The sequence below is a fragment of the Amycolatopsis pretoriensis genome (assembly GCF_900107925.1).
GTDB classification, from domain to species: Bacteria; Actinomycetota; Actinomycetes; order Mycobacteriales; family Pseudonocardiaceae; genus Amycolatopsis; species Amycolatopsis pretoriensis.
Genome location: NZ_FNUJ01000006.1, coordinates 613,825 through 640,765, shown reverse-complemented (window position 1 = coordinate 640,765; position 26,941 = coordinate 613,825). Strand labels below are relative to the sequence as shown.

The following is a 26,941-nucleotide window of genomic DNA, read 5'->3' as shown; positions in this document are numbered from 1 at the left end:
CGCCCGGCGGTGTTGGCCCGCTGTGTGGGGGTGTGCCCGCCCCCGGGACCGGACCTGACACCGCACAGGAGTACCTGATGACCGCTGCCCAGCAGCCCACGAGGGTCGACTTCTACTTCGACCCGATCTGCCCGTTCGCCTGGATCACCTCGCGCTGGATCCTGGAGGTGGAGAAGCACCGGGACCTCGACCTGCACTTCCGGATCATGAGCCTGTCGGTGCTGAACGAGGGCCGCGACGAGCTGCCGGAGAAGTACAAGGAGTCGCTGGCGCAGGGCTGGGGCCCGGTGCGCGTCGCGGTCGCGCTGTCGCAGCTCAAGGGCGAAGAGGTGCTGCGCGACTACTACACCGAGTTCGGCACGCGCTACCACAACCAGGACAACAAGGACCGCGACGCGGTGATCAAGGAGGCGCTCGCCGCCATCGGCGCGCCGGCCGAGCTCTACGACGCCGCCCACTCCACCGAGTACGACGAGGCGCTGCGCAAGAGCCACCACGAGGGCATGGACCCGGTCGGCATGGACGTCGGCACCCCGACGATCCACATCGACGGCGTCGCGTTCTTCGGCCCGGTGCTCAGCTCGATCCCGCGCGGCGAAGACGCCCTGAAGGTGTTCGACGGCGCTGTCGCGCTGTCGAGCTACCCGGACTTCTTCGAGCTCAAGCGCACTCGTTCGGGCGAGCTGAACTTCGACTAGGGCGTCGCGAGGGCGGCCAAGGTGACGTCGCTGGGGTAGCGGGAGGCTGCCACGGCGGCCGCCTCGGTCGTCTCGCCGCGGCCCATGGCGGCCTTGAGCGCGATCAGCTCGTGCAGGCCGTGGCGGTGGTAGCGGACGAAGTCGGCGTCGACGGGGTCGCCGTGACCGGGCACGATCACCCGCGGCCGCAGCTCGAGGAGCCGGTCGAAGGTGTCCGGCCAGGCGGTCAGGTCCGATTCGGCGCTGAAGGAGAACGCGCTGAAGCCGTGTTCGGCGTTCTCGACGACGTCGCCGGCGAAGAGTACGTCCACGTCCGGCACGTGCACGACGACGTCATGGTCGGTGTGGGCCCGGCCGGGGTGCAGCAGGACGGCCGTGCGGCCGCCGAGGTCGAGCTCGGTCCGGTCGGTGAACAGGTGGTCGGGCACCACGAACGTGGTGCGCGCGATGGCGTCGGCGGTCTGCGCCTTGCCCTGTTCGCGGTAGTAGTCGATCCACTTGGCGCGGGCGCCCTCGGCGTATTCGGTCAGCTCGGCGCGGCAGCCTTCGTGCGCCCAGACGGCGCACGGGCCGAACGCTTCGGTGCCCCAGGTGTGGTCGAAGTGCGCGTGCGTGAAGACGACCGACCACGGCAGCGGCGTCAGCTCGCGGACCGCCGCCGCCAGCTCGGCGCCCTGCTCCAGGTCGCCGCGGGTGTCGACGACCAGGCAGCGGTCGGCGCCGACCACCAGCCCGACGGTCAGGTCCAGCTCCTCGTAGCGGCGCGCGTGCACGCCGTCGGCGACCTCGATCCAGCGGCCGGTCATGCCAGTACTCCTTCGATCCGCATCGGGGCAGCATCGCTCACGTCTCGCCGGGAAGCCAGCGCGACGTCGCCGCCGTGGCCCGCCTCGGTCAGCTCGCGGCCGGAGACGCAGGACGCCAGGGCGCCGACGTCGACCGACCGGGCGGCGAGCGCGGCTTCGGGGGACAGCTTCGCGCCCAGTCCGGCCAGGGCGGCGGCGATCGCGCCGGCCCCCATCTGGTCTTCGACGCACGGCCGCAGCGGCCCGAAGGTCTCGCCGCCGCCGAAGATGTCCACACCCCAGCGTTCCCCGGCGGCGATCAGCCCAACCGGCCCGCCCAGCTCGAGTGCCTTCGCGGCGACGGCGGACGCGTTGCGCAGGCAGCCCGCGAGGACGTGCGCGCCGGTCGCCGCGGCCGCGTCGCACAGCGTGGCGCCGTTGGGCGACGGGAGCGCGAGCAGCGTCCCCGGCGGGATCTCCGTCACAGAAGACGGCCGGAGGGTGAACGCACCCTCGCCCGCGATCACCGCGCCGGCCGCCCGCGCGTGGGCGATCCCGCGTTCGTCTCGCCACCGCACCGGCAGCACGCGGCCGCCGCGCCCGACCACGAGATCCGTGGTGGTGCTGAAGGAAAGCACGTCGACGACGACCAGCACGGCGCATTCCCGGCCGAGCGCGGCCACGCCTTCGCCACCCCAGTCGAGCCGGACGTCGTACCCGCTCTGCTCCCGGATCCCCACCCCCGGAGCATGCCCGAATTCGGACCTGATGGCAGACTCCAGCCGTGCGTGTCTACTTGGGATCCGACCATGCCGGTTTCGAGCTGAAGAACCACCTGGTGGCTCACCTGGAGAAGCAGGGCCACGAGGTCACCGACATCGGTCCGCACGTCTACGACGCGGCCGACGACTACCCGGCCTTCTGCGTCGAGACGGCGCTGCGCGTCGTGGCCGACGAGGGCAGCCGCGGCATCGTGGTCGGCGGCTCGGGCAACGGCGAGCAGATCGCCGCGAACAAGGTGCCCGGCGCCCGTGCCGGCCTCGCGTGGAGCGTCGAGACCGCCCAGCTGTGCCGCGAGCACAACCACGCCCAGCTGATCGGCGTCGGTGCTCGGATGCACACCGCCGAGCAGGCCACCGAGATCGTCGAAGCCTTCCTGGCGACCGAGGTTTCACCGGAGGAGCGGCACGCCCGCCGCGTCCAGCAGCTGCTGGACTACGAGCGCACCGGGACGCCGCCGGCGCTGCCGGAGGCCTGATGCCCGAGGGGCACACGCTCCACCGGCTCGCGCGGCTGCACAAGCACCGGTACGCCGGCGCGCCGGTCGCGGTGAGCAGCCCGCAGGGCCGGTTCGCCGCCGAAGCGTCCCGTTTGGACGGTCGGGTGTTCGCCGGCGCCGAGGCGTACGGCAAGCACCTCTTCCACGACTACGGCCCGGCCGGGATCGTGCACATCCACCTGGGCCTCTACGGCACGTTCGGCGAGTCCCCGCTGCCCGCGCCGGAACCGGTGGGCCAGGTCCGGCTCCGGCTGGCGGGCCGGACGCACTGGACGGACCTGCGCGGGCCGACTCGGTGCGAACTGCTGTCCCCGGACCAGGCCGACGCGATCAAGGCCCGGCTCGGACCCGATCCGCTGCGCCGCGGCGCGAAGCCCGAGCGGGCGTGGGAGCGCATCTCGCGCTCGAAGACGTCGATCGCGGCGCTGCTGATGGACCAGGCGGTGCTGGCCGGCGTCGGGAACGTGTACCGCGCCGAGGTGCTGTTCCGCCACGGCGTCGCCCCACTGACGCCGGGCCGCGCGCTCGACCGGGCGCTGTGGGAAGACATGTGGGCCGACCTGGTGGCCCTGATGCGCGACGGCGTCCGCGTCGGCCGCATCGACACGGTCCGGCCCGAGCACCTGGCCGAGGCGATGGGCCGCGCGGCGAGGGTGGACCGCCACGGCGGCGAGGTCTACGTCTACCGCCGCGCGGGCGATCCCTGCCTGGTGTGCGGGACTCCGGTGGCGAACTCGGAACTGGTGGGCCGCAACCTGTACTGGTGCCCCACCTGCCAGAACTGACATGAACGACTCTTTCCTGTCGTCAGACGACAGGAAAGAGTCGTTCATGGCTTTCCGGGCGTCAGAAGTCGAAACCGCCGCCGTCGAAGCCCCCACCGTCGAAGCCGCCGCCGTCGAAACCGCCGCCGCCCCAGTCGCCGCCGCCCATGTCGCCGCCGCCGTCGCCACCGAAGTCTCCGCCGCCGTCACCGCCGTCGCCGCCCGCGTCACCGGACTCGAGCGCGTCCTGCTGGCCCGCGTCGTAGCCGGACTCCCAGGCCGACGCGCTGGCGATGCCGCCCATGCCGGAGAACATCGCGCTGAACAGGAACATCGACCCGAGGCCCCAGGCGCCGGCGACGAGCGCGGGCTTCCACCACGGCTCGCTGTACCAGCCCTGCGGCACCGGCCGCCCGGCGACGCGGCCGCCGGGGTAGTAGTACGGCGTGTCCTGGCCGGCGTCGGGCGAGGCCGCGTAGTGCTGGCCCTCGACGTCGACGTCCCGGCGCTCGGTGACCTTGCCGGCGCGCTCGCGCTCGGCCTCCTCCGGCAGCTGCGGGCCGGGGTCCATGCCCATCGCGACCCGCGCCGCGCGGACGTAGTAGAGGCCTTCGACGGCGGTGTCCTTCACCAGCCGGGCCTGTTCGATCGTGCGCGCCTGCTCCAGCTGCGAGCCGGCGGCGTTGTAGCGCTCGCTCGCGTCGGCCATCGCCTGCATCGAGGCGGTGTCGTTGCCGTTGAGGTTGAGGACCTGGCCGCCGAGCCGTTCGACGAGGCGCCGGGCGTCGGCCTTGGCGTCGTCGAGCTCCCGCTGCCGGGCCGCGGCGCGCTGCCGCGAGAAATAGAGGCCGCCACCGACGATCACGACGACGAGCACGATCAGGAAGATCGCGGTGCCCATGGACCACTCCCAGAAGTTCGGGGCTCGGTGACCGGAAGTCACCTTTGATTCGGACAACGCGGACGTTACGCGGAGGGTTCCCGGCGAGTGACCCGGCACACCGTCAGAGCTGGCCGAAGAAACTAGAACACGTTATAGTTCGACACCATGAAGTTCACCCTGTCGATCGCGATGAACCCCCTCGATCAGCTGGGCGGGCTCGCCCGGGCCGCCGAAGAGGCCGGCTTCGCCTCCATCGCCCTGCCGGACTCGCTCTTCTACGCCGAAACGGTGGACACGGACTACCCGTACACCCCCGACGGCAGCCGCTTCTGGACCGCGGACACCCCCTGGGTGGACCCGCTCGTCGCGACCGCGGCGATGGGTGCGGTCACCAGCCGGATCCACTTCTACACGTCCGTGCTCAAGCTCGGCTCGCGCAACCCGGTGCTGCTGGCGCGCCAGGTCGGCTCGGCGTCGGTGCTCACCGGCGGCCGGTTCGGCCTCGGGCTCGGCGTCGGCTGGCTGCCGCAGGAGTTCGAGTACTGCGGCGTGCCGTTCGAGAAGCGCGGCAAGCGCGTCGACGAGGCCATCGACGTCCTCCGGCTGATCCTCGACGGCGGAATGGTCGAGTACCACGGCGACTTCTACGACTTCGACAAGATCCAGATGAGCCCGGCGCCGCCGTCGCGGGTGCCGTTCTACATCGGCGGCCACACCGAGGTCGCGCTGAAGCGCGCGGCCCGCGTCGCCGACGGCTGGTCCTCGGCGATGATGAAGCTCGAGGAGCTGCGCGACACCATCGCAAGGATCAAGGAACTACTGGCCGAGCGCGGCCGCGCCGACGACCCGTTCGAGTACCAGGCCGTCTGCATCGACAAGTTCGGCCTCGACGGCTACCGCGAGCAGGCCGAGGTTGGCGTCACCGACATCATCACGATGCCGTGGGTGTTCGACGGCGTCGGCTTCGACGCGCCGATCGAGCCGAAGCTCGAAGCGATCCGCAAGTTCGGCACCGAGATCATCGCGAAGTTCGAGGGGTGACGGCCATGGGCGTGCAGGTCAGCTGGGACACGGCGGCGGAGCAGCCGCCGGCGCGGCGCGCGGCGTTCGCGTCGATGACCGCGGTGACGGCGGGGGACAAGGAGGCGTGGCTCGGCTTGTTCGCCGGTGACGCGGTCGTCGAAGACCCGGTCGGGCCGTCGCTCTTCGACGAAGAGGGCAAAGGCCACCACGGCCGCGACGGGATCAGCGCGTTCTGGGACAAGACGATCGCGAACGTCGAGCGCTTCCAGTTCACGATCCGCGACTCCCATGCGGCGGGGGACGAGTGCGCCAACGTCGGCACGATCACGACGTACCTGCCGGGCGGCTACCGCGTCGACACCGACGGCGTGTTCGTCTACCGCGTGGGCGAGGACGGGCTGATCACGTCGATGCGGGCGTTCTGGGAGACCGAACGCGCGATGGCGACGGCCCGGCAGGTGACGGAATAGCGTCCCGGCCAGCGGAACCCGAATTTCATATCTGATACATGATCTCTTGACCTCCGGTTAGGCAGGACTCTTTACTAACTGGTGTAGACCTCCGATGTCTCCACCAGGGAGCAAGCATGTCCTTCCTCCGTCGCACGGCGGTCGCGGCGGCCGCCTTCGCGCTCGCGGCCAGCGGCACCGTCCTGAGTCAAACCCCGGCTTCCGCCTTGGAAAACGGGCTCCTGCGCACCCCGCCGATGGGGTTCAACAACTGGAACTCCACGCAGTGCAAGGCGGACTTCACCGAGACGATGATCCGGGGTATCGCCGACATCTTCGTGAGCAAGGGGCTCAAGGACGCCGGCTACACCTACGTCAACATCGACGACTGCTGGGCACTGCCGGACCGCGACGCGAAGGGCGACCTCGTCCCGGACCCGGCGCGCTTCCCGCACGGCATCAAGGCACTCGCCGACTACGTCCACGGGAAGGGGCTGAAGTTCGGCATCTACACCAGCGCCGGGACGCACACGTGCAACAAGGCGGGCTTCCCGGGCGCGCTCGGCCACGAGCAGCAGGACGCGAACCTGTTCGCCTCCTGGGGCGTCGACTACCTGAAGTACGACAACTGCAACAACCAGGGTGTCGACGCGCAGCAGCGGTACAAGGCGATGCGGGACGCGCTCGCGAAGTCCGGCCGCCCGATCGCGTACTCGATCTGCGAATGGGGCCAGAACAAGCCGTGGACCTGGGCCGCCCCGGTCGGCAACCTGTGGCGCTCCACCGGTGACATCTCGGACAAGTGGTCGAGCATGATCGCCAAAGCTCAGACGAATCGCGGTCTCGCGCAGTACGCCGGTCCCGGACACTGGAACGACCCGGACATGCTGGAGGTCGGCAACGGCGGCATGACCGCGGCGGAGTACCGCACGCACTTCAGCCTGTGGGCGATGATGGCCGCACCGCTGCTCATCGGCAGCGACCTGCGCAAGGTGTCCGACGACAGCTTCTCGATCCTGAAGAACACCGACGTGATCGCGCTGGACCAGGATCCGCTGGGCAAGCAGGCGACGGTGCTCAGTTCGAACGGCGGTCTGGTCGTCTACAGCAAGGTCCTGGCCAACGGCGACCGCGCGGTGGCGCTGTCCAACGAGACGACGGCGACGGCGACGATCAGCACTTCGGCTTCCGCGACGGGCATCGGCAGCGCGTCGTCGTACACGCTGAAGGACTTGTGGACCAAGGCGATCCGCACGACTTCGGGGTCGATCAGCGCTTCGGTGCCTTCACATGCGACGGTGCTGTACCGCTTGTCGTCGGGTGCTTCTCGCTACGAAGCGGAGTCGGCGTCACTCTCGGCGGGCGGCACGATCGACTCGAATCACGCAGGTTTTTCGGGAACGGGCTTCGCGAACGGCGCGAACGCGATCGGCAGCTACGTCGAGTGGCAGGTGAGCGGACCGGCATCGACGCTGACGTTCGGCTACGCGAACGGCACGACGACGGCGCGCCCAGTGGACATTTCGGTGGACGGAACGGTCGTCGCCGCGGGGGTGCCGTTCCCATCGACCGGTGCGTGGACGACGTGGAGCACGGTGTCGCGCACGGTGGCTCTGGCCGCGGGCCCGCACACGATCCGCCTGACCGCGACCACCGCCGACGGTCCGGCGAACCTCGACTACCTGGACGTTTCGCCCTAGTGGTGAACTACCTGGCGGAGCTGCGCGAACGGTCGTCGTAGGCCTGTCGCGCGGCTTCGACCTTGTCGAGGTTGGGTGACCAGTCGGCGAGACTGGCGAAGAGCGGGCCAAGGCTGCGACCCAGGTCGCTGATCTCGTACTCGACGCGCGGCGGGACCTCGGCGTGGTAGGTCCGGGTGATCAGGCCGTCGCGTTCCATCTGGCGCAGCCGCTGGGTGAGCACTTTCGGCGTGATGGTGGCGATGCGGCGTTCGAGTTCGACGAACCGCTGCCGCCCGTATTCGTTGAGCGTCCACAGGATCGGCGTGGTCCACCGGCTGAAGACGACGTCGACGACAGGCGCGATCGGACAGGCCAACTCGGGTGTGGTTCCGGTCACTTTCGGGGCCTCCAGCCACTACTTTCCTCTAGGTACCTACTATACGTCGGAATGTAGCGTCGCTCGCATGATCACAGTCATGGGAGCGACGGGCAACGTCGGACGGCCGTTGGTGGAGGCGCTGACCGCGGCGGGTGAAGAGGTGCGGGCGGTGTCCCGCAATGGGCCTCATCAGGGTGACTTGTCGGACGCGGCGACGTTGCGCCCGGCTTTCGAGGGGGCCTCGGCGGTGTTCTTGCTGCTGCCGCCAGGGTTCCAAGGACCTTTGAAGCCGGTGCTGGACCGGATCGACGGCGCGCGGGTCGTGTTGTTGTCGTCGCAGGGCGTCGGAACGGGCCGTCACCCGGCGGTCTTCGAGGACGAGGTGCGGGTGTCGGGCCTTCCGTGGACGGTGTTGCGCCCGGCTGGGTTCGCGTCAAACGCGTTGCAGTGGGCGGAAAGCGTGCGTAGATCCCGCAAGCTGGCGGCCCCATTCGGCGACGTGGCCTTGCCGGTGATCGACCCAACGGACATCGCGGCGGTGGCAGCGGCGGCGCTCTTGGACTCCGCACACTCGGGGCGTACGTACGAGCTGACAGGCCCGGGGTTGATCTCGCCGCGCGCCCAAGCGGCGGCGATCGGAGAGGCGCTGGGGGAGCCGGTGGAGTTCATCCCGCAGACGCGCGCGGAGGCGTTTTCTTCGTTGACGGCCTTCATGCCACCGGAGGTCGCGGAGGCAACGCTGGACATCCTGGGGACACCGAGGCCGGCGGAGCAGCGGGTGAGCCCGGACGTCTCGCGAGTGCTGGGCCGCCCACCGCGTCCGTTCGCGGAGTGGGCGGCGCGAAACGTGGTGGCGTTCAAATGACCGTGCGCAACTCGAGACGGAGGGCGTAGTCACTAAAGGTTGTCGATTAGTTGCACAATGTGACAAGAAGGTGAGCTGGCAGCCGACAACCGCCGGCTGGGTGATACGCGTAACGCGGAGCGCGCAGGGCCGACTTCAGCTGTTGATGAACGGTTTCCTGAACAACAACCAGGGCTGGTGGGGCTTCCTGGCGCTGCTGGTGCCCTTCGTGCCCTACCTGTGGCAGGTCGGCCGAACGCTGCGAACGGCCAGGCTGTCCGACCGGGAGCGCTGGCGATTGTTGATCACCACTATGCGCAACGACCGCTCGCTGGTACTTCGACAGCGTCGCGACGAGTTCCAGCTCCCGATCAGGATGGTGGATGCGAGCGACGACGCGCTGGCCGAACCCGCCAGTGAGTTGCTCGCCATGCTCACCGCGGGTCGATGTGCGGAGGTGGTCGGTGACGCCGGTGCGGGCAAGTCCTATCTGGCCGTCGAAGTGCGACGAACCGGGCTGGCGGCGGGCGATGAACCGGCATGCGTCGTCGACTTGGTCAGCGCCCGGGACTGGCACCCCCGGCGGTGGAGGCGGCATTCCGAGGCCGCCCGGGCCCGGGATCTCGCTGTTTGGGCCAGCCGGGTCCTCCACCGCAGGTACCCGCAGTTCCGCCGGTCGAACCTGCGTCAGCTGGTCGACGAGGGCCGGATCATGCTGGCAGTGGACGGCTTCGATGAAGTCGACAGTGAGGGCGCGGATTCGCTGTGGCAGGCGATCATCGCCCACGCCTCCCGGCTTCCGGTGCTGGTGTTGCGCCGGCCGGGGAGCGCGCTATCCGCCGTCACAGCCGAACGGCTGTCGTTCTACGAGTTCGGCCAGTACACGCTCCGGCCATTGCGCGAGCGGGACGTGGCGAAACTGCTTCGTGAGCGGTTCACCTGGTTCGACCAGCTGGCGGAGGCGCGTCGGCCCCACTTGCTCCGGCAGGTGTTGACCAACCCGCTGCTGCTGCACATCGCCCTCCAAGTGTGTTCGCGAACCGAAGTTCCCCGGCAGATCTTGGACTCCGCCGACCCACGAGCCGCGCTCTGGTCGGTCTTCTTGCGCGATCGTCTGGATGGTTCGGCATTGGCCAGGCATGATCCCCGCCTGAGCCGCGTGTTGGAGGCCGTAGCGCTCTCCTCGAGTTCGTCCACCGGCCGGCTCAGCGAGGTGAATCACGACATTCGCGTGCGCCGCACGACCATCGTGCTCGTGACACTCACCGCGCTTTCGATAGGCTGGTACGTCGGATCCCCCGCCATGGCGTTGACTACTGCTGTGAGCATTGCGGCCGGACTGAACCCGTATCGGCCCTTGCGGGTCTTCGGTATTCCCTTGCCCTGGTTCGTTCAGCGTTCAGAAGTCGGCCAGATATGTGTTTCACTTTTGGGGACGGTGATCACTTATGCGGTTTTTCTGCATCTGACTCGAGCTGTCGGTATGTTCACTGAAATAGTCGCAATGTTCGATAACGACCCAATCGTTGCGCTATATCGGCATGGTGGCTCGATAATGGACTCGTTCTGGGTGAACGTATCGCTCGTGGTGCCGACCGAGTGGAATTATCGCGACTTCATCTGGTTGGGATTGATGTTGCAGGTGGTCAGCATTGGGAGAGTGATCTCACTTTTTGACACCAAGGCTGACGCTGCGCACGCGTTGCCGTTCTGGTCAGCTCTGCCCTTTGCGGATAAATTGTGGGCTCGTCCGGTATTGGTAGTCATTCTGGTACTGGCGCTCGGGCTCGATAATCAGTTCGTTCTTATTATGGTGCTGTTCTTGTTGGCAACGATGGTCTATCGCGCCGTGGATTTGCTTTTCTTCGCTGTTCGGATACGTTCGGTCCGCTGTCTGTCTCCGCGCTTGCTGCGCGGCTTGGACGAGTTGGGTGTGATCTACGCTGAGGGCAATCGGTTCCGGCTGGTGCACCTTGAGATCGCCGACAGGATCGCACTCGACTTGGTGCGCGACGACAGACGGGTCGGCCGGTTGGTTCGGACGATTCCCGGCCATCGAGGTCCGGACATCGTCGACGCGGCTTTGGGACACCGCGACGCTGCGCGGTCGAGGCCGCTGACGCAGCAGTTGGCCCGGCAGTATCCACGGGATCTGCAGCTGGCCAGCCAGGCGTGCCTTCTTTTGCTGTACGGAATCGGCGATCCTCGCGCTGCCTTCCGCGCTGTCAAGCGGCAGCGAATGACCACGAACGCCGCGCACCTGGCCGAGGTCTATTGGAGCTTGCGTGATGTGCGTCGAAGTCGAGTTTTATTGGATCGAATCGTTCGTCGCTATCCCACCGATATATTCGTGCTGCACAAGGCGTGTCGGATCCTGGTTTCGGATGGTGAGCCGGAGGCTGCGTTGGAGCTGCTCCGGAAAGCTGAGTCTCTCACAGACGGCCCGGATCGATGGTATTGTCAGAGCAAGGCGGTTGTGTTGCGGTCGGAGTGGGAAACGGCCAACGTTGATGCAAACGGCTCTTCGGGTGAAGTGGTGCGCGCAGAAACCGACACGATTCTGGCTGAGCTCGATTCGTTGTCCGGCGTCGAGAACCCCATGCATCATCTGGCGGAGTTGGAGCTGGCGCGCCGGTGGTCTGAGCGGTACGGCGAGCATCGGCGCGCACTCGAGCTGCTTCGACGGCTGGAACGCGTCGAGGGCTTCGCCGGTGGCATCATCTGCGCCAGGATGGCCCAGCTGTACCTGCGGCTCGGCGACGACCAGTTCGCCGCTCGGTATGTCGGTCGAATAATGGACGAATTGGATTGGGATGAAGACACGGAAAGTCAGCTGGAAGCGGCTGTTGTAGCCAGTTCCGCCACCGGCGACCGACGGGCGGAGGCAATTGTCAACCGGCTGATGAGCTACGGCTGGTCGTTGAGCGTTCGGCTGTCCAGGATCGCGACCGAGATGCAGGCACTGCGCGCCCGGCAGTCGGCTGTGGAGGAGGCTGCGGTCTCGCGACCGGTGCCGGATCCGGCTGAGTGACATCGCCGCCGAGCGTCGCCCGTGCCGCGCGGGGACTTGGCAGGACGTCTTCCTGATCGAGCGAACTTCGCGCCGGCAGTGCGTCTGGTTGTGGGAACCGTCGCGGATGACTGGAGGGCGGCTGGAACGACCCACCAAGCCTGACCAAAGGCACCGTGGGGGCCCGGGGGCGGCCCAGGGTAGGAGAAAGGAGGTAAGAGGCTCCCACGAAGCGAAGCCTCGACCCAAGTCGGGATGACAGGATTTGAACCTGCGACCCTCCGCTCCCAAAGCGGATGCGCTACCAAGCTGCGCCACATCCCGTGACACCCCCAGGGGGGTGTGTGATCAGCCTAGCGGGTCCCGCTAAGCTACCCTCGCACCCGGGTACCGACGGGGGCACGCGGGTGTAGCTCAATGGTAGAGCCCTAGTCTTCCAAACTAGCTACGCGGGTTCGATTCCCGTCACCCGCTCCACCGTACGACGCGGCGTCCGCCTCCAAGGACGCCGCGATCACGTCCAGCAGCTTGTCCGTGTCCACTGGCTTCGTGATGTAGTCGTCCGCGCCGCTGGCCAGGGTCCTTGCCCGGTCCTCCGGGGTTGCCTTCGCTGTGACCGCGATCACCGGCAGGTCCGCGTTGGTCGCTTCCGCCCTGATCGCCGCGATCGTCGCGTTGCCGTCCAGCTCCGGCATCATCACGTCCATCAACACCAGCGCCGTGTCTTCGTGACGCTCCAATGCCCGGATTCCGTCCACGCCCGTCTCCGCGTAGATCACCTCCAGGCCGGCCTGCTCCAGGACCGCTGCCAGCGCGAACACGTTGCGCAGGTCGTCGTCGACGATCAGGACCTTCTCGCCGTGGAAGCGCTTCGGGGTCACGTCCGGGGCTGCCACCAGCACCGTGCTCGGCACCGCCGGCAGCCGGGGGGACGACAGCGCCGTCACTGCCGGGTCGACCAGGTTGGCCGCCGCCACCGGGAGGTACAGCGTGAACGTCGAGCCCACGCCCGGCTCGCTGACCACGCGAAGCTCGCCGCCCAGCAGCTCCGTCAGCTGCTGGCTGATGTTGAGCCCCAGGCCCGTGCCGCCGTACTTGCGGCTCGTCGTGCCGTCCGCCTGGCGGAACGCCTCGAAGATCACCGCCAGCTTCTCCTCGGGAATGCCGATGCCCGTGTCCTCGACCGCGAACGCGATGATGCCCGGCGCGCCGCGCAGGGCCTCCTGCTCGACCTCCGCCGGGTCCGCCGCGCGGATGTGCAGCCGCACCCTGCCCTCGTCGGTGAACTTCGCCGCGTTCGACAGCAGGTTGCGCAGGATCTGCTGGAGGCGGTGCTCGTCCGTGTGGACGCTGCCCGGCACCGGCGGGTCGATGTGGACCGCGAACTCCAGGCCCTTGTCCGCCGTCAGCGGGCGGCACAGCGACTCGACGTAGTCCACCAGCTCCGGCAGCGTGATGTCGGTCATCTGCAGGTCGAGCCGGCCCGCTTCGACCTTCGCCAGGTCGAGGATGTCGTTGATCAGCTGCTGCAGGTCCGACCCGGCCGCGTAGATCGTCTTCGCGAACTGGATCTGCTTCTCCGTCAGGTTCCCTTCCGGGTTCTCCGACAGCAGCTTCGCCAGGATCAACGCGCTGTTCAACGGCGTCCGCAGCTCGTGCGACATGTTCGCCATGAACTCCGTCTTGTACTGCGACGCCACCGTCAGCTGCCCGGCACGCTCCTCCAGCTCCTGGCGCGCCTGCTCGATCTCGCTGTTCTTGACCTCGATGTCGCGGTTCTGCTGGGCCAGCAGCGCCGCCTTCTCGGCCAGCTCGGTGTTGGACCGCCGCAGCTCGCCCTGCTGGGCCTGCAGCTGCTCCGACCGCGCCCGCAGCTCCTGGGCCAGCCGCTGCGACTCCGTCAGCAGCGCTTCGGTCCGCGAGTTCGACAGGATCGTGTTCACGTTGACGCCGATCGTGTGCCGCAGCTGCTCCAGCAGGTCCTGGTGGACCGTGCTGAACTCGTTGACCGAGGCCAGCTCCAGCACCCCCAGCACCTCGCCCTGGAACAGCACCGGCAGCACGATCAGGTTCACCGGCGCGGCCGAGCCGAGGCCGGACGACACCAGCGCGTACTCCGGCGGTGCGTTGTGGACCAGGATCGTGCGGTGGTCGACCGCGGCCTGGCCGATCAGCGACTCGCCGATCGCGAACCGCAGGCCGGCGCGGGACTGGGCGAGCCCGTACGCGGCGATGCACTCCAGCACCGTGCCGTCGCGGTCGTCGTCGCGGGCCAGGAAGAACGCGCCCTGCTGCGCGCGGACCAGCGGCGCCAGCTCGGAGAGGATCAGCGCCGCGACCGACGCCAGGTCGCGGTGGCCCTGCATCCGCCCCGACAGCTGCGCGAGGTTCGTCTTCAGCCAGTCCTGCTCGCGGTTGGTCCTCGTCGTCTCCTTGAGGTTCGCGATCATCTGGTTGATGTTGTCCTTGAGGTCGGCGACCTCGCCGGACGCGTCGACCGTGATGTGCCGGGTCAGGTCGCCCGCCGTCACCGCCGTCGCGACCTGCGCGATCGCGCGGACCTGCGTGGTCAGGTTCCCGGCCAGCTGGTTCACGCTCTCGGTGAGCCGCTGCCAGGTGCCGGACACCCCGCCGACCTCGGCCTGGCCACCCAGCTTGCCCTCGGTGCCGACCTCGCGCGCGACACGCGTGACCTCGGAGGCGAACGCCGAGAGCTGGTCGACCATCGTGTTCATCGTGGTCTTGAGCTCCAGGATCTCGCCGCGGGCGTCGACGTCGATCTTCTTCGTCAGGTCGCCCTTCGCGACCGCCGTGGTCACCTGCGAGATGTTGCGCACCTGGCTGGTCAGGTTGTGCGCCATGAAGTTGACGTTCTCGGTGAGGTCCTTCCAGGTCCCCGCCACGCCGGGCACGCGCGCCTGGCCGCCGAGGATGCCTTCGGTGCCGACCTCGCGCGCGACTCGGGTGACCTCGTCGGCGAACGCGCGCAGCGTCTCGACCATGCCGTTCAGTGTCTCGGCCAGGGCCGCGACCTCGCCCTGGGCCTCGATCCGGATCTTCTTCGACAGGTCGCCGTTGGCCACCGCGCTCGCCACGGTGGCGATGTTGCGCACCTGGTCGGTCAGGTTGTCGGCCATGACGTTGACGTTGTCGGTGAGGTCCTTCCACGTGCCCGCGACGCCGCGGACGCGGGCCTGGCCGCCGAGGATGCCTTCGGTGCCGACTTCGCGCGCCACTCGGGTGACCTCGTCCGCGAACGCGGACAGCTGATCCACCATCGTGTTCAGCGTGGTCTTGAGCTCGAGGATCTCGCCGCGCGCGTCGACGGTGATCTTCTGCGTCAGGTCGCCCTTCGCGACCGCCGCCGTCACCTGGGCGATGTTCCGGACCTGGTCGGTCAGGTTGTTCGCCATCGAGTTGACGTTGTCGGTGAGGTCCTTCCAGGTCCCGGCGACGCCGGGCACGGCGGCCTGGCCACCGAGCTTCCCTTCGGTACCGACCTCACGCGCCACTCGGGTGACTTCGTCCGCGAACGCGGACAGCTGATCCACCATCGTGTTGAGGGTGTCCTTCAGCTCCAGGATCTCGCCGCGCGCGTCCACGGCGATCTTCTGCGTCAGGTCACCGCGCGCGACGGCGGTCGCGACCTGGGCGATGTTGCGGACCTGGGTGGTCAGGTTGTTCGCCATGAAGTTCACGGACCCGGTGAGGTCGCGCCAGGTGCCGGCGACGCCGGGGACCTGCGCCTGGCCGCCCAGCTGTCCCTCGGTGCCGACTTCGCGCGCCACTCGGGTGACTTCGTCCGCGAACGCGGACAGCTGATCCACCATCGTGTTCATCGTCGTCTTGAGCTCGAGGATCTCGCCGCGCGCGTCGACGGTGATCTTCTGCGTCAGGTCGCCCTTCGCCACGGCCGTGGTCACGTGGGAGATGTTGCGGACCTGGTCGGTGAGGTTGTCGGCCATCCCGTTGACCGAGTCGGTGAGGCTGCGCCACGTCCCGGCCGCGCCGGCCACCTCGGCCTGCCCGCCGAGCTTGCCCTCGGAACCGACCTCGCGCGCCACGCGGGTGACCTCGCCGGCGAACGCCGAGAGCTGGTCGACCATCGTGTTCAGCGTGTTCTTCAGCTGCAGGATCTCGCCGCGGGCGTCGACGTCGATCTTCTTCGTCAGGTCGCCGTTGGCCACCGCGGTCGCCACCTGCGAGATCCCGCGGACCTGGTCGGTCAGGTTGTCGGCCATCAGGTTGACCGAGTCGGTGAGGTCGCGCCACGTCCCGGCGACGCCCGGGACCTGCGCCTGGCCGCCGAGCTTGCCGTCGGAGCCGACCTCGCGGGAGACGCGGGTGACCTCGTCGGCGAACGACGACAGCTGGTCCACCATCGTGTTGATGGTGTTCTTGAGCTCGAGGATCTCGCCGCGGGCGTCGACGTTGATCTTCTGGGTCAGGTCGCCGCGCGCGACGGCGGTGGTGACCTGCGCGATGTTGCGGACCTGCTCGGTGAGGTTGTCGGCCATGAAGTTGACCGAGTCGGTCAGGTCGCGCCAGGTGCCGGACACGCCCGGGACGACCGCCTGGCCGCCGAGACGTCCCTCACCCGCGATCTCACGGGAGAGCCTCGTCACTTCGGCGGCGAAGCGCGACAGCTGCGCGATGAGGCCGTTGACCGTCTTGGCCAGCGTCGCGTACGCGCCCTGCAACGGGCGGCCGTCCAAGGTCAGGGTCATCGGCTGGGAGAGGTCGCCCTCGGCGACGGCGCCGAGGACGCGGTCGAGCTCGATCGTGGGCCGCGTGAGGTCCTCGACCAGGCCGTTCACGCTGTCGACGGCCGTGCTCCAGCCGCCGGGACCGACCTCGGCCTCCACCCGCTCGCTGAGCCGGCCGTCCTGGCCGACCGCCGCGCGGACCCGCAGCAGCTCGCTGACCAGCCGCTGGTTGCGCTCGGCGATGTCGTTGAACGCGACCGCGAGCTGCGCCGAGATGCCGTCGCCGTGCGGGACGAGCCGCCGGCGGAAGTTGCCGTCCCCGAGATCCCGCACCGCCACGAGCAGCCGCTCCAGCGCCGCCGCCTCGCTCTGGGATTCCGTTGTCATGTGTGCCGACCCTCTCCACCACGCATGCGCCAGCCATGGTCCACGACCCAGCGTGTCATGATTCGCCCTACACTTCGAGCCAGTCCGCCCGCTCACGCGGTAGCCGTGCGATAGCAGTCCGGAGGCAGGAGGTCCGTGCATGGTGTCACGTCCGGCCCCGGCGTCGGCGGCCCTGCCACCGATGACGGCCGATGACGCGCCGCCGGGCTTCGACGCCTTCGGGCGGGCCGTCCTCGAAGACGTGCGGGACGCGGTGTTCCTCACCGACGCCGACGGCGTGCTGCGCTGGGCGAACCCGGCCGCGCGGACGCTGACCGGCGGCGCCGAGCCCCGGCTGCACCCGCTCGCCGAAACCTCGGGTCATGTGGAAGTGGCCGGTAATCGTCGTCCCGCGCGGATCCGCGCCCTCCCCGGCGGCTGGCACGCCTGGACCGTGCCCGCCGAGGACGTCCCGCAGCGGCACGTCGGCGACTTCCTCGCCGAGGCCGGGCCGAGGCTCGCCGCCGCGCGCGGGCGGCACGGCACCGCGCGGGTGATCGCCGAGCTGGCCGCGTCCGCGCTGGCCGAAACCGTCTTCGTGCTGCTGCCGACCACCCGCGGCCGGTGGGAGTGGTGGAGCTGCGAGCGCCCGTCGGCCCACGGCCACGGCCGGATCCGCCGGGTCCCGGCGCAGGTCGCCCCGGTGCTGGCGGCGACGTTCGCGACCACCGGCAAGCCCGAGCTCGCCCCGGTCCCCGCGCCCGAGCTGGCGACCCTGCCCCCGGTCGTCGCCGACCGGTTCGCCGGGCACGCCGAGGTCGCCGTGGTGTCGCTGGGCCCGAACGCCGGCGCCGGTGTCACCGGCGCGCTGCTGCTGGGCCGCCGCGCCGACCCGGACTTCGGCGCCGAGCAGGGGCGCGCGGTGGCGGAGTTCGCCAGGGCGGCCGGAACGGCGCTGGTCAACGCGCAGCGCTACGCCCGCCAGGAGGAGGCCACGCGCGGCCTGGAGACCACGCTGCGCCCGGTCGACCCGCCCGAGCTGGACGGCGCCCGCTTCGAGACCTGGTACGAGCCGGCCGGCGGGGTGCTCGCGGTCGGCGGCGACTTCTTCGACGTCCTCGCCCACGACGACGGCAGCGCGTTCCTCGTGCTCGGCGACATCTGCGGCAAGGGCGCCGAAGCCGCGGCGCTGACCGGGCGGGTCCGCCACGCGCTGACCGCGCTCGCCATGGTCGAGCGCGACGGCCGGACGCTGCTGCGGCTGCTCAACGAACTGCTCATCGCCGGCGGCAGCAGCCGGTTCGCGACGCTGGTGCTGGGCTCGGCGCGGCCGTCCGACGGCGGAGTCGAGCTGACGCTGGCCTCCGGCGGGCACCCGGCGCCGCTGATCGTGCGCGCCGCCGGCGTCGTCGAAGAGGTCACCGTCCCGGGGACGCTCGTCGGCATCTCGCCGCAGGCCCGCTTCGCCGAGGCGCAGGTGCGGCTCGAGCGCGGCGACGTCTGCCTGCTCTACACCGACGGCATAACCGAGGCCCGCAACCGCCACGACCAGACGGAGCTGTTCGGCGACGACCGGCTGCGCGCGGTACTGGCGACCGCGGCGGGGCAACCGGCCCGCGAGGTCGTGCGGCGGCTGCGCCAGGCCGTGCGCGACTGGCTGGGGAGCTCGGCCCACGACGACATCGCGGTGCTGGCCGTCGAGTGCTCCGACTGAGTCCATTGTGGACCGTGTTTGACCGGGTTTCGAGCGGGTAACTCCTCCGTGCATTGATCCCCACGACAGGAGTCCCATGGCGAACTCACTGCAAGGTCGCCGCGTCGCGATCCTGGCCGCGGACGGCGTCGAACAGGTCGAGCTGGAGAAGCCGCGCCAGGCCGTCCTCGACGAGGGCGCGACGGTGGAGCTGGTGTCCCTCGACACCGGCGAGATCCAGGCGATGAACGGCGACATCGACAAGGGCGACCGGTTCCCGGTCGACCGGAAGGTGGCCGACGTCGAGGTCGGCGACTTCGACGCGCTGCTGCTGCCGGGCGGCACGATGAACCCCGACAACCTGCGCACGGACGGCGCGGCGGTCAAGTTCGCCGGCGACTTCGTGCGCGCGGGCAAGCCGGTCGGGGTGATCTGCCACGGTCCGTGGACGCTCGTCGAAGCGGATGTCGTCCGTGGCCGCACCCTGACGTCGTACCCGAGCATCCGCACCGACCTGCGTAACGCCGGGGCGACCGTCGTCGACGAAGAAGTAGTGGTCGACAACGGCTTGGTGTCCAGCCGCAATCCGGACGACCTGCCGGCGTTCTGCCGGACGGTCGTGCGGGAGTTCGCGGGCTGAAGTCCTTTGTAGACGTTCACCCGGCCGTGTGTTAAGTCCCGCTTAAATCTGTTGGCTTTCGCCGCCTCGGCGGAGGACGCTGAGGGTGTGACCAGGATCGCCCGTGGAGAGGAGGTGGACGCGATGACAGTGCAGGCCCGCCGCTACGGCCGCTGGTGCCGGGAGCACTTCGACGTGGTCGCCCCCGCCCGGGGCGTCCCCGCACCGCGGGGTGCCGACTCCGCCGAGGTGCGGCCGGAGCCCGAGGCGCAGCCCGACGAACCGGTCGTCGAACAACCGCAAGGCTAGTTTTCAAGCATGAAGAAGGCCTCCCCGGCTCGCGTCCGGGGAGGCCTTCTTCACGTACCGGTCAGTGGTAGCGGTAGCCGCGGCGGTACCAGACCCGCCGGGGCCCCGGCACGCCGATCCGCGTGATGACGTCGGTCAGGATCGCGCCGATGACCAGCCAGATCACGGCGGCGAGGCCGTCGTTCAAGAACGTCGCCAGCTTCGCCGAATCCGGCGTGAACAGGTTGCGCAGGCCGAGGGAGACGCCCGCGGACCACTCGTTGATCAGGTGCGCGAACCCGTTCGCCATGTTCGCCTCGCCCAGCACCAGCACGATGTGGACGGCGAGCACCAGCGCGAACACCGCGCACACGAGGTGGATCAGGGCGTTGACCGTCCGCACGATCCGGATGCGCGGGTGGGTGCGTTCCACGACTTCTTCGGCTTGAGCCTCTTCGTACCGCGGTTCGTACGGCTCCTGGGGAGGGGGATACGGCATCGTCGGCGCCGTCCTTTCGACTGTCCGATGTGGACGTATCTGGCGGGTGGAAGCAACAGTGGGGAATACCCGCGACCCGGTCGTGCGAATCCCGAGTTCCGCAAACTGCCCTGACGGGTAGCCTGATAGGGCAGTTTAAGGAGGCTCATGGAGGTCTACTCCGTCGAACAGGTCGCGGCGAAGCTCGGGCTGCACGTCCGGACGGTGCGGAACTACGTGCGGGACGGGCGGCTCAAGGCCGTCCGGATCGGCAAGCAGTACCGGATCGCCGCCGACGACCTCGAGGCCTTCACCGGGCTGCCGGTGGCGGAACCGCGGCCGGACCGGCCCGTCGCCGAACTTTCGAGCGTCGCCGAGGTCTCCGGCGTCGACCGGGAGATGGCCGATCGGATCGCCACGGTGGTCGTCGCCTCGGTGAACGGCCCGCGGGACGCCGGCGGGCGGCCCCTGCGCGTCGAGACCATCTACGACCCGGACCGCGCGACCGTGAAGATCATCGTGCTCGGCGACCTCGCCGCCGGCGCCGATCTGCTGCGGTTCGTCGCCTCGTTCACCGAGGGGCCGGCGTGACGCGCTGAGCCGCGCGGCGGAACCTCGCGAGACCGCGCAACCCCGCCCCGCGCGACACGTCCAGGTGATCATGAGAATCCCGGCGCTGCTGGCGTCCGTCCTCACCCTCCTGGCCGTGTCCGGCTTGCCCGCGACCGCGGAAAGCACGGTCCCGCAAGGGTTCCGGCCCGCGTCGACGAGCTGGACCGGCCCCGCCACCGGGTACGTCCTGGGCTACTCGCCGTGCGCGAAGAAGTGGTGCCCGGCCCTGCTGGCCACGACCGACGGCGGCACCCACTGGCGGCGCCTGGGCGCGCCGCCGATGTCGTTGCCCGACAACCACAACCACGTCGCCCTGACGGTCACCGGCGACCGCGTCGCCTACGTCAGCGACGGCGTCCGCGTCGTCACGACCCGCGACGGCGGCGCGAGCTGGCACCCGGTCGGCCTGATCGGCGCGCGGGAGCCGTACTACCTCTCGAAGCTCACCGAAACCGGTGGCCGCGTCTTCGCCGTGCTCACCGCCTACGGCGAAGGCCGCGGTTCGACGCGGCTGTACTCCGGCGCCGCCGGCTCGCCGGTGCTGGTCCCGGTGCCCGGGTTCGCGGTGACCGGCGGGCTCACCTACGGCGACCTGGCCGTCGGCGGCGGCCTGCAGGTCGCGCTCGGCGCGGACTACGGCACCGAGCGGTACTGGACCTCGCCGGACGGCGTCCGCTTCACCCCGGCGGCCCCGCCCTGCCCGGCCGGGACGGTCGCGTCGCTCGCCGGCGTGCGCGACCGGCAGGTCGTGGCGTTGTGCAGCAGCAGCCCCGGTTCGCCGCAGCCCGGTTCGACCGAGCGGCGGCTGCGGCACGCGGACCGGCTCGGCGGGCCGTTCAGCGACGAGGATCCGGTGCCCTACCTCGGGATCAACCAGGGTTTCGCGGCCGCGTCACCGACGTCGGCGACCGTCGCGGCCGAGGGCGGCGGCACCGGGTTCCTGCACAGCACGACCGACGGCGGCCGCACCTGGACCACGACCGAATTGCCGGACCGCGGGTTCAGCCTGACCGATCTGGACTTCCCGGGCGGCGGCACCGGCGTGGTCGTCGACGGCCAGCCGGACGCCGACGGCGGCTCCGCCCTGTACCGCACCACGGACGGCGGACACAGGTGGCGCGAGCTGGTGATCGGGTAGTTGTGCCTGGCAGCTAAGGCCCTTCGGCCCGGTTCACTTGGTGAACGGCATGTCGTAGTCTGAGCACTGTCCGTTGCCGGACACAGGTGGCCGAACCCGGGCAGGGGCCGGCGCCGCACGACGAGGGAGAGCAGCCGATGACGCCTGGCGACCTGCGGTCCGGAACCGAGGGGGGCTCGGCGTCCCTCGATTTCTCCAAGGCGAGCCTGGCCCGGTTGTCGGACGCTTTGCTGGGCGGCCACGACCACTACGAGGTCGACCGCGAAGCGATGCGGCGCCTGCTGGCGATCGCGCCCGGCGCGCACACGATGGCGAAGGAGCACCGCGACTGGCTGGTGCGCGCGGTCCGGTTCCTCGCCGGGAAGCGCGGCATCGACCAGTTCCTCGACCTGGGTTCCGGCATGCCCACGGCGGAAAACACGCACGAGGTGGCGCAGCGGTACAACCCGGACGCGCAGGTGGTGTACGTCGACAACGACCCGGTCGTGCAGGTGCACGGCCGGGCGCTGCTGGAAGAGAACTACCTGACCCACGTGACCGGCGCCGACCTCACCAAGCCGGCGGAGACGCTGACCGACGACGTCGTGACGGAGTACCTCGACTTCACCCGTCCGGTGGCGCTGATCCTGACGTCGATCATCCACCACATCGACGACTACGAGCGCGCGAAGTCGATCGTCGCGGAGTACGTGGCGGCGCTCGCGCCCGGCTCGTTCCTGCTGCTCACGCACCACTTCGACCCGGAAGAGGACTCGCCGCGCCAGGAGCTGGCGCGGCTGCTGGAGACGAGCTTCCAGGGCACCGGGCTGGGCAGCGTGCACCGCACGCGCGAGCAGATCGCGGCCTTCTTCGACGGCACGGAACTGTTGCGGCCCGGCTTGGTCTACCTGCACGAGTGGTGGCCGGACGGCCCGCGCCTGAACCCGCTGAGCGAGCTGAACTTCCTGACCCTGGGCGGCGTGGCCCGCAAGCAATGAACGACTCGTTCATGTCGTCGGACGACATGAACGAGTCGTTCAGGTCATGCGGTCAGCCGGCGTTGAAGGTGTCCGGGTCCGGGCCGGTGCGCTCGCCGCGGTCCAAGGGGGACAGCGACTCCACCTCGTCCTCCGACAGGGTGAATTCGAACAGGTCGAAGTTCTCCTCGATCCGCGACGGCGTCGCGGACTTCGGGATCACCACGTTGCCCAGCTGCAGGTGCCAGCGCAGCACGATCTGCGCGGGCGTCCGGCTGTGCTTGACCGCCAGCTCGGCCACCACCGGGTCGCCCAGCAGCGAGCCGCCCTTGGCGAGCGGGCTCCACGCCTCCGTCGCGATGCCGTGCTTCGCGTCGAACTCGCGGACCTCCCGCTGCTGCAGGTACGGGTGCAGCTCGACCTGGTTGACCGCCGGGACGACGTCGGACGCGTCCATCAGCCGCTCGAGGTGCGCGGGCTGGAAGTTGGACACGCCGATCGCGCGGACGCGGCCGTCGGCCTGCAGCTTCTCGAACGCCTTCCAGGTGTCGAGGTACTTGTCGCGCGCGGGCAGCGGCCAGTGGATGAGGTACAGGTCCAGCTGCTCCAAGCCCAGCTTGCCCAAGCTCTCGTCGAACGCGCGCAGCGTCTCGTCGTAGCCCTGGTCGCTGTTGAACAGCTTGGTGGTGACGAACAGTTCGTCGCGGGGAACGTCCGACTCGGCCAGCGCGCGGCCAACGGCGGCCTCGTTGCCGTAGATGGACGCGGTGTCGATGCTGCGGTAACCGGCGTCGAGCGCGGTCCGCACGGCCGCGACGGTCTCGTCGTCCGGGATCTGGAAGACGCCGAAGCCGAGCTGGGGCATCCGGACGCCGTTGTTGAGTTCGATCACGGGCACGCTGGTCACGTGATTTCCTTTCCGGTTCATGGGTTAACGGGTGAGTACCCGTTCCCCTGGTGTGAAACTACTGGAGGCCCGGCGGTCGAGCAGCCCCGAAACGAGTGCCACGGCGAGGCCCGCCGCGGCGAGCACGGCGCCGATCCAGTTGGGGGCCGTGTAGCCGAGCCCGGCCTCGATGGCCTGGCCGCCGAGCCACGCGCCGCCCGCGTTGCCGAGGTTGAACGCGGCGATGTTCGCCGCCGACGCCAGCGCCGGGGCGCCCTCGGCCTTGGCCAGGACGCGGGCCTGCAGCGGTGGCACCGTGGCGAAGCCCGCCGCGCCGAACAGCGCGATGGTGATCGCGGCCGGGACCTTCGCGTGCGCGGTGAAGACGAACGCGACCAGCACGAGCGCCAGCGCGGCGAGGATGACGTAGAGGCTCGGCATGAGCTTGCGGTCCGCGGCGCGGCCGCCGAGCAGGTTGCCGGCGAACAGGCCGGCGCCGAACAGCACGAGCAGCCAGGTGACGGCCCCGCTCGAGAAGCCGGCGACCTCGGTCATCATCGGCGCGATGTAGGTGAAGGACGCGAAGACGCCGGCGAAGCCGAGCGCCGTCATGGCGAGGGCGAGCCACACCTGCGGGCGGCGGAAGACGGCGAGTTCGCCGCGCAGGCCGACGTTGCCGCTCTTCGGCTGGTGCGGCACGAGCGCGAGGATGCCGACGGCGCCGACGACGCCCAGCGCGCTGACGACCCAGAACGTCGAGCGCCAGCCGAAGGCCTGGCCGAGCGCGGTGCCGGCCGGCACGCCGAGGACGTTGGCCACGGTCAGCCCGGTGAACATCAGCGCGATCGCGCCGGCCTGCTTGGCCGGGGCGACCAGCGACGCGGCGACGACCGAGCCGACGCCGAAGAACGCGCCGTGCGACAGCGCCGCGACGACCCGGCCGGTCATCAGCAGGCCGTAGCTCGGCGCCAGCGCCGAGAGCACGTTGCCCACGATGAACAGGCCCATCAGGGCGACGAGGACGGTCTTGCGCGGCACCCGCGAAGCGAGCGCGGTGAGCAGGGGAGCACCGACGACGACGCCGAGCGCGTAACCCGAGATGAGCAGGCCTGCGGACGGGATCGAGACACCGAAGTCGCCCGCGACCTCGGGCAGCAGGCCCATGATCACGAACTCGGTGGTGCCGATCCCGAAAGCGCTGATCGCCAGTGCGAGCAGAGCGGCGGGCATGGACTTCCTTCTTCCGGAGGTAGACTGAGGGCGTTGGCAACTACGAGCGTCCGAGATAGTTGCAGACGCCGTATATTGCACAGGCTTGATAGTGCAGCGTGCAAGGGAGCACGCGCAAGCCGGGGAGAGGTGAACCGTGTCACTGGACGACGACGCCGTCGAAGCGCGCGCGCAGGGCTGGCGGACGCTGGCCGCGCTGCACGCGCGGATCGAGGACAGGCTGCAACGCGCCCTGGAGCGCGACCACGAGCTTTCGGTGAGCGAGTACAGCGTGCTCGACGCGCTGGCCCGCCAGGACGGCTTCCACCTGCGGATGAACCAGCTCGCCAACGCGGTGGTCCTCAGCCAGTCGGCGACGACCCGGCTGGTGACTCGGTTGGAGGGGCGGGGGTTGCTGGCGCGGTACCTGTGCGCGGATGATCGCCGGGGCATCTACACGGAGGTGACGCCGGCGGGTCAGGCGTTGTTGACGGCGGCGCGTCCGACGCACGATGCGGCGTTGGCGGAGGCCCTCGCGGACGCGGGGAGCTTGCCGGAACTTTCGCCGTTGGTCGCCGCGCTGAGCACGCTCACCTTCCCGGCCGTGCCCTCGGCCTGACGCAAACTTGCGCAACCCCGCCGATACTCCCGCTGAGCGGGACATCCCGATCGGCGGGCGGATTACGGCGTCCGCGCGCCCTAACTCCTGCTCCATCCGAGGGACACTTTCGCTTGCCGCGTTCGATAGTTTCGCTGGTCAGCACCGTTTGTCCGGCTTTCGTCCGGTCTCCGGGCGCGTTGACCGGATCGTTTCGCCCGTCTTAATTTGTTGGTCCACCAGACGAACCGGGGCGGTGTCGGCGTGGACTCCTCCTTCTCCCTCAAGCCGGTGCGCCCGGCCGACCAGGCCGCCGTCCGCCGGAGCAACCTGGCGCTGGTGCTGCGGCACCTGCGGGACGCCGGTCCCCGGTCGCGCGCGGCGATCGCCGCCGATACCGGGCTCACCAAGGGGACCGTGTCGAGCCTCGTCTCGGAACTCGTCGGCCGCGGGCTGGCGCGGGAAGGCGAACGGGAACGCGCCGGCGCCGTCGGGCGGCCCGGGACCATCGTCGAACTGGACGGCCGGGGGGTCGGCGGTATCGGCGTCGAGCTCAACGTCGACTACCTGACCGCGCTCGCCCTCGACCTCACCGGCACCGTCCTGTTCGAACAACGCGTGGCGCTCGACGTCCAGGCGCTCCCCGTCGCGAAAGTCCTCGACGCCGGCGCCGAACTGACCGCGCGGGCGCTGCGGGAATGCCGGCGCCTCGGCGTCATGCCGGCCGGGGTGACCGTCGGCATCCCCGCGCTCGTCGACGTCGCGAGCGGCACCGTCGCCTTCGCGCCCAACCTGCACTGGACCGACGTCCCGGTGGTCCGCGGCATCACCGACCGGCTGACCCGGCGGCTCGGCCCGCCGTCGTTCCCCATCCGCACGGCCAACGACGCCAACCTCGGCGCGCTCGGCGAGTACGCCATGGGCAGCGTCGCCGGGACCGCCGACCTGGTCTACCTGACCGGCGAGATCGGCGTCGGCGGCGGGGTGATCTCCGGCGGCCGGCTGCTCGGCGGAGCCGAGGGGTTCGCCGGTGAGATCGGGCACATCCAGGTCGACCCGGCCGGGCGCCTCTGCGGGTGCGGCCGCCGCGGCTGCTGGGAGACGCTCGTCGGGCTGGCCGGGATGCTGCGGTTGGCCGCGTCGCCCGCCGATCCGGTGCACGACCCGTCGCTCGACCTCGAGCAGCGGCTCGACATCATCCGCCGCCGTGCCGAGCGGAAGGACCGGCGGACGCTCGACGCGCTGGCTCGGGTGGGCACCGGGCTCGGCGTCGGCGCGGCCGTGCTGGTCAACGTCTTCAACCCCCGGGTGGTGCTGCTCGGGGGCTACTTCGCCCAGCTCGGGCCGTACCTGCTCGGCCCGATGCTGGCCGAGCTCGAGGCCCGGGTGATCGCCCCCGGCATCGGGGGCTGCCGCGTCGAGCTGTCGTGGCTCGGGTTCTCCGCGGCTTCGCGCGGCGGTGCGCACGTCGCGCTCCAGGCGGTGTTCGACGACCCGGCGCTGGTGCCGGTGCGAGCGGAAAGGGACAGCGGATGAAGACCCCTCAACCGGTCCGCAAGATGGGACGTGTCAGGGCCGGGTCCAGCGGGCAGACTG

Annotated in this window: 24 protein-coding genes and 2 tRNA genes; 17 read left to right on the top strand and 9 right to left on the bottom strand. The window is 69.8% G+C overall.

What is annotated here, in order from left to right:
* Positions 1 to 77 precede the first annotated feature (77 nt).
* Entirely contained in the window at positions 78 to 698 is a 621-nt protein-coding gene (locus tag BLV96_RS29165; protein ID WP_086671437.1) for a mycothiol-dependent nitroreductase Rv2466c family protein, read from the top strand.
* Here the strand turns inward: BLV96_RS29165 and BLV96_RS29160 are convergent.
* Entirely contained in the window at positions 695 to 1,504 is an 810-nt protein-coding gene (locus tag BLV96_RS29160) for an MBL fold metallo-hydrolase (protein ID WP_086671435.1), read from the bottom strand. The two genes, BLV96_RS29165 and BLV96_RS29160, sit on opposite strands and share 4 nt — an antisense overlap.
* Entirely contained in the window at positions 1,501 to 2,223 is a 723-nt protein-coding gene (locus BLV96_RS29155; protein ID WP_167379764.1) for a 2-phosphosulfolactate phosphatase, read from the bottom strand. The genes BLV96_RS29160 and BLV96_RS29155 overlap by 4 nt, the downstream gene beginning before the upstream one ends.
* A 44-nt stretch (positions 2,224 to 2,267) precedes the next feature.
* Between BLV96_RS29155 and BLV96_RS29150 the strand changes: the two genes are divergently transcribed.
* Together BLV96_RS29150 and BLV96_RS29145 are read left to right on the top strand one after the other, a co-directional pair.
* Positions 2,268 to 2,741: a ribose-5-phosphate isomerase gene (locus BLV96_RS29150; protein WP_086671433.1), complete on the top strand. Its 474-nt coding sequence runs from the start codon at positions 2,268 to 2,270 to the stop codon at positions 2,739 to 2,741.
* Positions 2,741 to 3,547, top strand: coding sequence for an Fpg/Nei family DNA glycosylase (locus tag BLV96_RS29145; protein WP_086671431.1), 807 nt, complete (start codon positions 2,741 to 2,743; stop codon positions 3,545 to 3,547). Before BLV96_RS29150 ends, BLV96_RS29145 begins: the two co-directional genes overlap by 1 nt.
* A 61-nt stretch (positions 3,548 to 3,608) precedes the next feature.
* On the opposite strand, the gene BLV96_RS29140 is transcribed toward BLV96_RS29145, so the two are convergent.
* A complete protein-coding gene (locus BLV96_RS29140) occupies positions 3,609 to 4,427 on the bottom strand; it encodes a hypothetical protein (protein ID WP_086671610.1) in 819 nt (272 codons plus the stop codon).
* Positions 4,428 to 4,574: 147 nt separating this feature from the next.
* On the opposite strand from BLV96_RS29140, the gene BLV96_RS29135 reads away from it, so the two are divergent.
* The 3 genes from BLV96_RS29135 to BLV96_RS29125 all read left to right on the top strand — a co-directional run bounded on the left by BLV96_RS29135 (position 4,575) and on the right by BLV96_RS29125 (position 7,581).
* Positions 4,575 to 5,450 carry a TIGR03619 family F420-dependent LLM class oxidoreductase gene (locus BLV96_RS29135; protein WP_086671608.1) on the top strand — a complete coding sequence of 292 codons (876 nt, stop codon included), beginning with the start codon at positions 4,575 to 4,577 and terminating at the stop codon, positions 5,448 to 5,450.
* A 5-nt stretch (positions 5,451 to 5,455) separates the two neighbouring features.
* Complete coding sequence (locus BLV96_RS29130) at positions 5,456 to 5,902, top strand: nuclear transport factor 2 family protein (RefSeq protein ID WP_086671606.1); 447 nt, start codon at positions 5,456 to 5,458, stop codon at positions 5,900 to 5,902.
* Between the two features lie 116 nt (positions 5,903 to 6,018).
* On the top strand, positions 6,019 to 7,581 hold the full coding sequence (locus BLV96_RS29125; RefSeq protein WP_086671604.1) for a carbohydrate-binding protein: 1,563 nt from the start codon (positions 6,019 to 6,021) through the stop codon (positions 7,579 to 7,581).
* A 7-nt stretch (positions 7,582 to 7,588) separates the two neighbouring features.
* Here the strand turns inward: BLV96_RS29125 and BLV96_RS29120 are convergent, their stop codons facing one another.
* Entirely contained in the window at positions 7,589 to 7,960 is a 372-nt protein-coding gene (locus tag BLV96_RS29120) for a winged helix-turn-helix transcriptional regulator (RefSeq protein ID WP_086671602.1), read from the bottom strand.
* Between the two features lie 67 nt (positions 7,961 to 8,027).
* Here BLV96_RS29120 and BLV96_RS29115 point away from each other — a divergent pair, with 67 nt between their 5' ends.
* Together BLV96_RS29115 and BLV96_RS29110 are read left to right on the top strand one after the other, a co-directional pair.
* Positions 8,028 to 8,807: an NAD(P)H-binding protein gene (locus BLV96_RS29115; RefSeq protein WP_086671600.1), complete on the top strand. Its 780-nt coding sequence runs from the start codon at positions 8,028 to 8,030 to the stop codon at positions 8,805 to 8,807.
* A gap of 70 nt (positions 8,808 to 8,877) precedes the next feature.
* Positions 8,878 to 11,817, top strand: a complete 2,940-nt coding sequence (locus BLV96_RS29110) for a hypothetical protein (protein WP_091389633.1) — start codon at positions 8,878 to 8,880, stop codon at positions 11,815 to 11,817.
* 229 nt (positions 11,818 to 12,046) lie between these two features.
* On the opposite strand, the gene BLV96_RS29105 is transcribed toward BLV96_RS29110, so the two are convergent.
* Positions 12,047 to 12,120, bottom strand: a tRNA-Pro gene (locus BLV96_RS29105).
* Between the two features lie 79 nt (positions 12,121 to 12,199).
* Here BLV96_RS29105 and BLV96_RS29100 point away from each other — a divergent pair.
* Positions 12,200 to 12,273 (top strand) — tRNA-Gly (locus tag BLV96_RS29100).
* Here the strand turns inward: BLV96_RS29100 and BLV96_RS29095 are convergent.
* Entirely contained in the window at positions 12,225 to 16,889 is a 4,665-nt protein-coding gene (locus tag BLV96_RS29095) for a HAMP domain-containing protein (RefSeq protein ID WP_086671616.1), read from the bottom strand. The genes BLV96_RS29100 and BLV96_RS29095 overlap by 49 nt on opposite strands.
* 139 nt (positions 16,890 to 17,028) lie before the next feature.
* On the opposite strand from BLV96_RS29095, the gene BLV96_RS29090 reads away from it, so the two are divergent.
* The 3 genes from BLV96_RS29090 to BLV96_RS49985 all read left to right on the top strand — a co-directional run bounded on the left by BLV96_RS29090 (position 17,029) and on the right by BLV96_RS49985 (position 19,489).
* Complete coding sequence (locus tag BLV96_RS29090; RefSeq protein WP_086671595.1) at positions 17,029 to 18,582, top strand: SpoIIE family protein phosphatase; 1,554 nt, start codon at positions 17,029 to 17,031, stop codon at positions 18,580 to 18,582.
* A gap of 76 nt (positions 18,583 to 18,658) precedes the next feature.
* Positions 18,659 to 19,201, top strand: a complete 543-nt coding sequence (locus tag BLV96_RS29085) for a type 1 glutamine amidotransferase domain-containing protein (protein WP_086671592.1) — start codon at positions 18,659 to 18,661, stop codon at positions 19,199 to 19,201.
* A gap of 123 nt (positions 19,202 to 19,324) precedes the next feature.
* Positions 19,325 to 19,489, top strand: coding sequence for a hypothetical protein (locus tag BLV96_RS49985; protein WP_158104057.1), 165 nt, complete (start codon positions 19,325 to 19,327; stop codon positions 19,487 to 19,489).
* A gap of 61 nt (positions 19,490 to 19,550) precedes the next feature.
* On the opposite strand, the gene BLV96_RS29080 is transcribed toward BLV96_RS49985, so the two are convergent.
* Complete coding sequence (locus BLV96_RS29080) at positions 19,551 to 19,967, bottom strand: hypothetical protein (protein WP_086671590.1); 417 nt, start codon at positions 19,965 to 19,967, stop codon at positions 19,551 to 19,553.
* A gap of 147 nt (positions 19,968 to 20,114) precedes the next feature.
* On the opposite strand from BLV96_RS29080, the gene BLV96_RS29075 reads away from it, so the two are divergent.
* The 3 genes from BLV96_RS29075 (at position 20,115) to BLV96_RS29065 (ending at position 22,673) form a co-directional block, all read left to right on the top strand.
* Positions 20,115 to 20,537, top strand: a complete 423-nt coding sequence (locus BLV96_RS29075) for a helix-turn-helix domain-containing protein (protein WP_086671588.1) — start codon at positions 20,115 to 20,117, stop codon at positions 20,535 to 20,537.
* A gap of 64 nt (positions 20,538 to 20,601) precedes the next feature.
* On the top strand, positions 20,602 to 21,696 hold the full coding sequence (locus BLV96_RS29070; RefSeq protein ID WP_086671587.1) for a beta propeller repeat protein: 1,095 nt from the start codon (positions 20,602 to 20,604) through the stop codon (positions 21,694 to 21,696).
* A 137-nt stretch (positions 21,697 to 21,833) separates the two neighbouring features.
* Positions 21,834 to 22,673 carry an SAM-dependent methyltransferase gene (locus BLV96_RS29065; protein ID WP_086671614.1) on the top strand — a complete coding sequence of 280 codons (840 nt, stop codon included), beginning with the start codon at positions 21,834 to 21,836 and terminating at the stop codon, positions 22,671 to 22,673.
* Between the two features lie 52 nt (positions 22,674 to 22,725).
* Here BLV96_RS29065 and BLV96_RS29060 read toward each other — a convergent pair whose 3' ends face one another.
* Complete coding sequence (locus tag BLV96_RS29060; protein ID WP_086671585.1) at positions 22,726 to 23,559, bottom strand: aldo/keto reductase; 834 nt, start codon at positions 23,557 to 23,559, stop codon at positions 22,726 to 22,728.
* Positions 23,560 to 23,583: 24 nt separating this feature from the next.
* A complete protein-coding gene (locus BLV96_RS29055; RefSeq protein ID WP_086671583.1) occupies positions 23,584 to 24,768 on the bottom strand; it encodes an MFS transporter in 1,185 nt (394 codons plus the stop codon).
* Between the two features lie 136 nt (positions 24,769 to 24,904).
* Here BLV96_RS29055 and BLV96_RS29050 point away from each other — a divergent pair, with 136 nt between their 5' ends.
* Positions 24,905 to 25,366, top strand: a complete 462-nt coding sequence (locus BLV96_RS29050) for a MarR family winged helix-turn-helix transcriptional regulator (protein WP_086671581.1) — start codon at positions 24,905 to 24,907, stop codon at positions 25,364 to 25,366.
* A gap of 243 nt (positions 25,367 to 25,609) precedes the next feature.
* Positions 25,610 to 26,881, top strand: a complete 1,272-nt coding sequence (locus tag BLV96_RS29045; RefSeq protein ID WP_244180542.1) for an ROK family transcriptional regulator — start codon at positions 25,610 to 25,612, stop codon at positions 26,879 to 26,881.
* Positions 26,882 to 26,941: the final 60 nt, after the last annotated feature.

Excerpts from the sequence above, each read along its gene's own strand:
- BLV96_RS29165 (WP_086671437.1), top strand. The coding sequence starts at position 78 with ATGACCGCTGCCCAGCAGCCCACGAGGGTCGACTTCTACTTCGACCCG.
- BLV96_RS29160 (WP_086671435.1), bottom strand. The coding sequence starts at position 1,504 with ATGACCGGCCGCTGGATCGAGGTCGCCGACGGCGTGCACGCGCGCCGC.
- BLV96_RS29145 (WP_086671431.1), top strand. The coding sequence starts at position 2,741 with ATGCCCGAGGGGCACACGCTCCACCGGCTCGCGCGGCTGCACAAGCAC.
- BLV96_RS29140 (WP_086671610.1), bottom strand. The coding sequence starts at position 4,427 with ATGGGCACCGCGATCTTCCTGATCGTGCTCGTCGTCGTGATCGTCGGT.
- BLV96_RS29135 (WP_086671608.1), top strand. The coding sequence starts at position 4,575 with ATGAAGTTCACCCTGTCGATCGCGATGAACCCCCTCGATCAGCTGGGC.
- BLV96_RS29130 (WP_086671606.1), top strand. The coding sequence starts at position 5,456 with ATGGGCGTGCAGGTCAGCTGGGACACGGCGGCGGAGCAGCCGCCGGCG.
- BLV96_RS29125 (WP_086671604.1), top strand. The coding sequence starts at position 6,019 with ATGTCCTTCCTCCGTCGCACGGCGGTCGCGGCGGCCGCCTTCGCGCTC.
- BLV96_RS29115 (WP_086671600.1), top strand. The coding sequence starts at position 8,028 with ATGATCACAGTCATGGGAGCGACGGGCAACGTCGGACGGCCGTTGGTG.
- BLV96_RS29095 (WP_086671616.1), bottom strand. The coding sequence starts at position 16,889 with ATGACAACGGAATCCCAGAGCGAGGCGGCGGCGCTGGAGCGGCTGCTC.
- BLV96_RS29090 (WP_086671595.1), top strand. The coding sequence starts at position 17,029 with ATGGTGTCACGTCCGGCCCCGGCGTCGGCGGCCCTGCCACCGATGACG.
- BLV96_RS29085 (WP_086671592.1), top strand. The coding sequence starts at position 18,659 with ATGGCGAACTCACTGCAAGGTCGCCGCGTCGCGATCCTGGCCGCGGAC.
- BLV96_RS49985 (WP_158104057.1), top strand. The coding sequence starts at position 19,325 with ATGACAGTGCAGGCCCGCCGCTACGGCCGCTGGTGCCGGGAGCACTTC.
- BLV96_RS29080 (WP_086671590.1), bottom strand. The coding sequence starts at position 19,967 with ATGCCGTATCCCCCTCCCCAGGAGCCGTACGAACCGCGGTACGAAGAG.
- BLV96_RS29075 (WP_086671588.1), top strand. The coding sequence starts at position 20,115 with ATGGAGGTCTACTCCGTCGAACAGGTCGCGGCGAAGCTCGGGCTGCAC.
- BLV96_RS29065 (WP_086671614.1), top strand. The coding sequence starts at position 21,834 with ATGACGCCTGGCGACCTGCGGTCCGGAACCGAGGGGGGCTCGGCGTCC.
- BLV96_RS29055 (WP_086671583.1), bottom strand. The coding sequence starts at position 24,768 with ATGCCCGCCGCTCTGCTCGCACTGGCGATCAGCGCTTTCGGGATCGGC.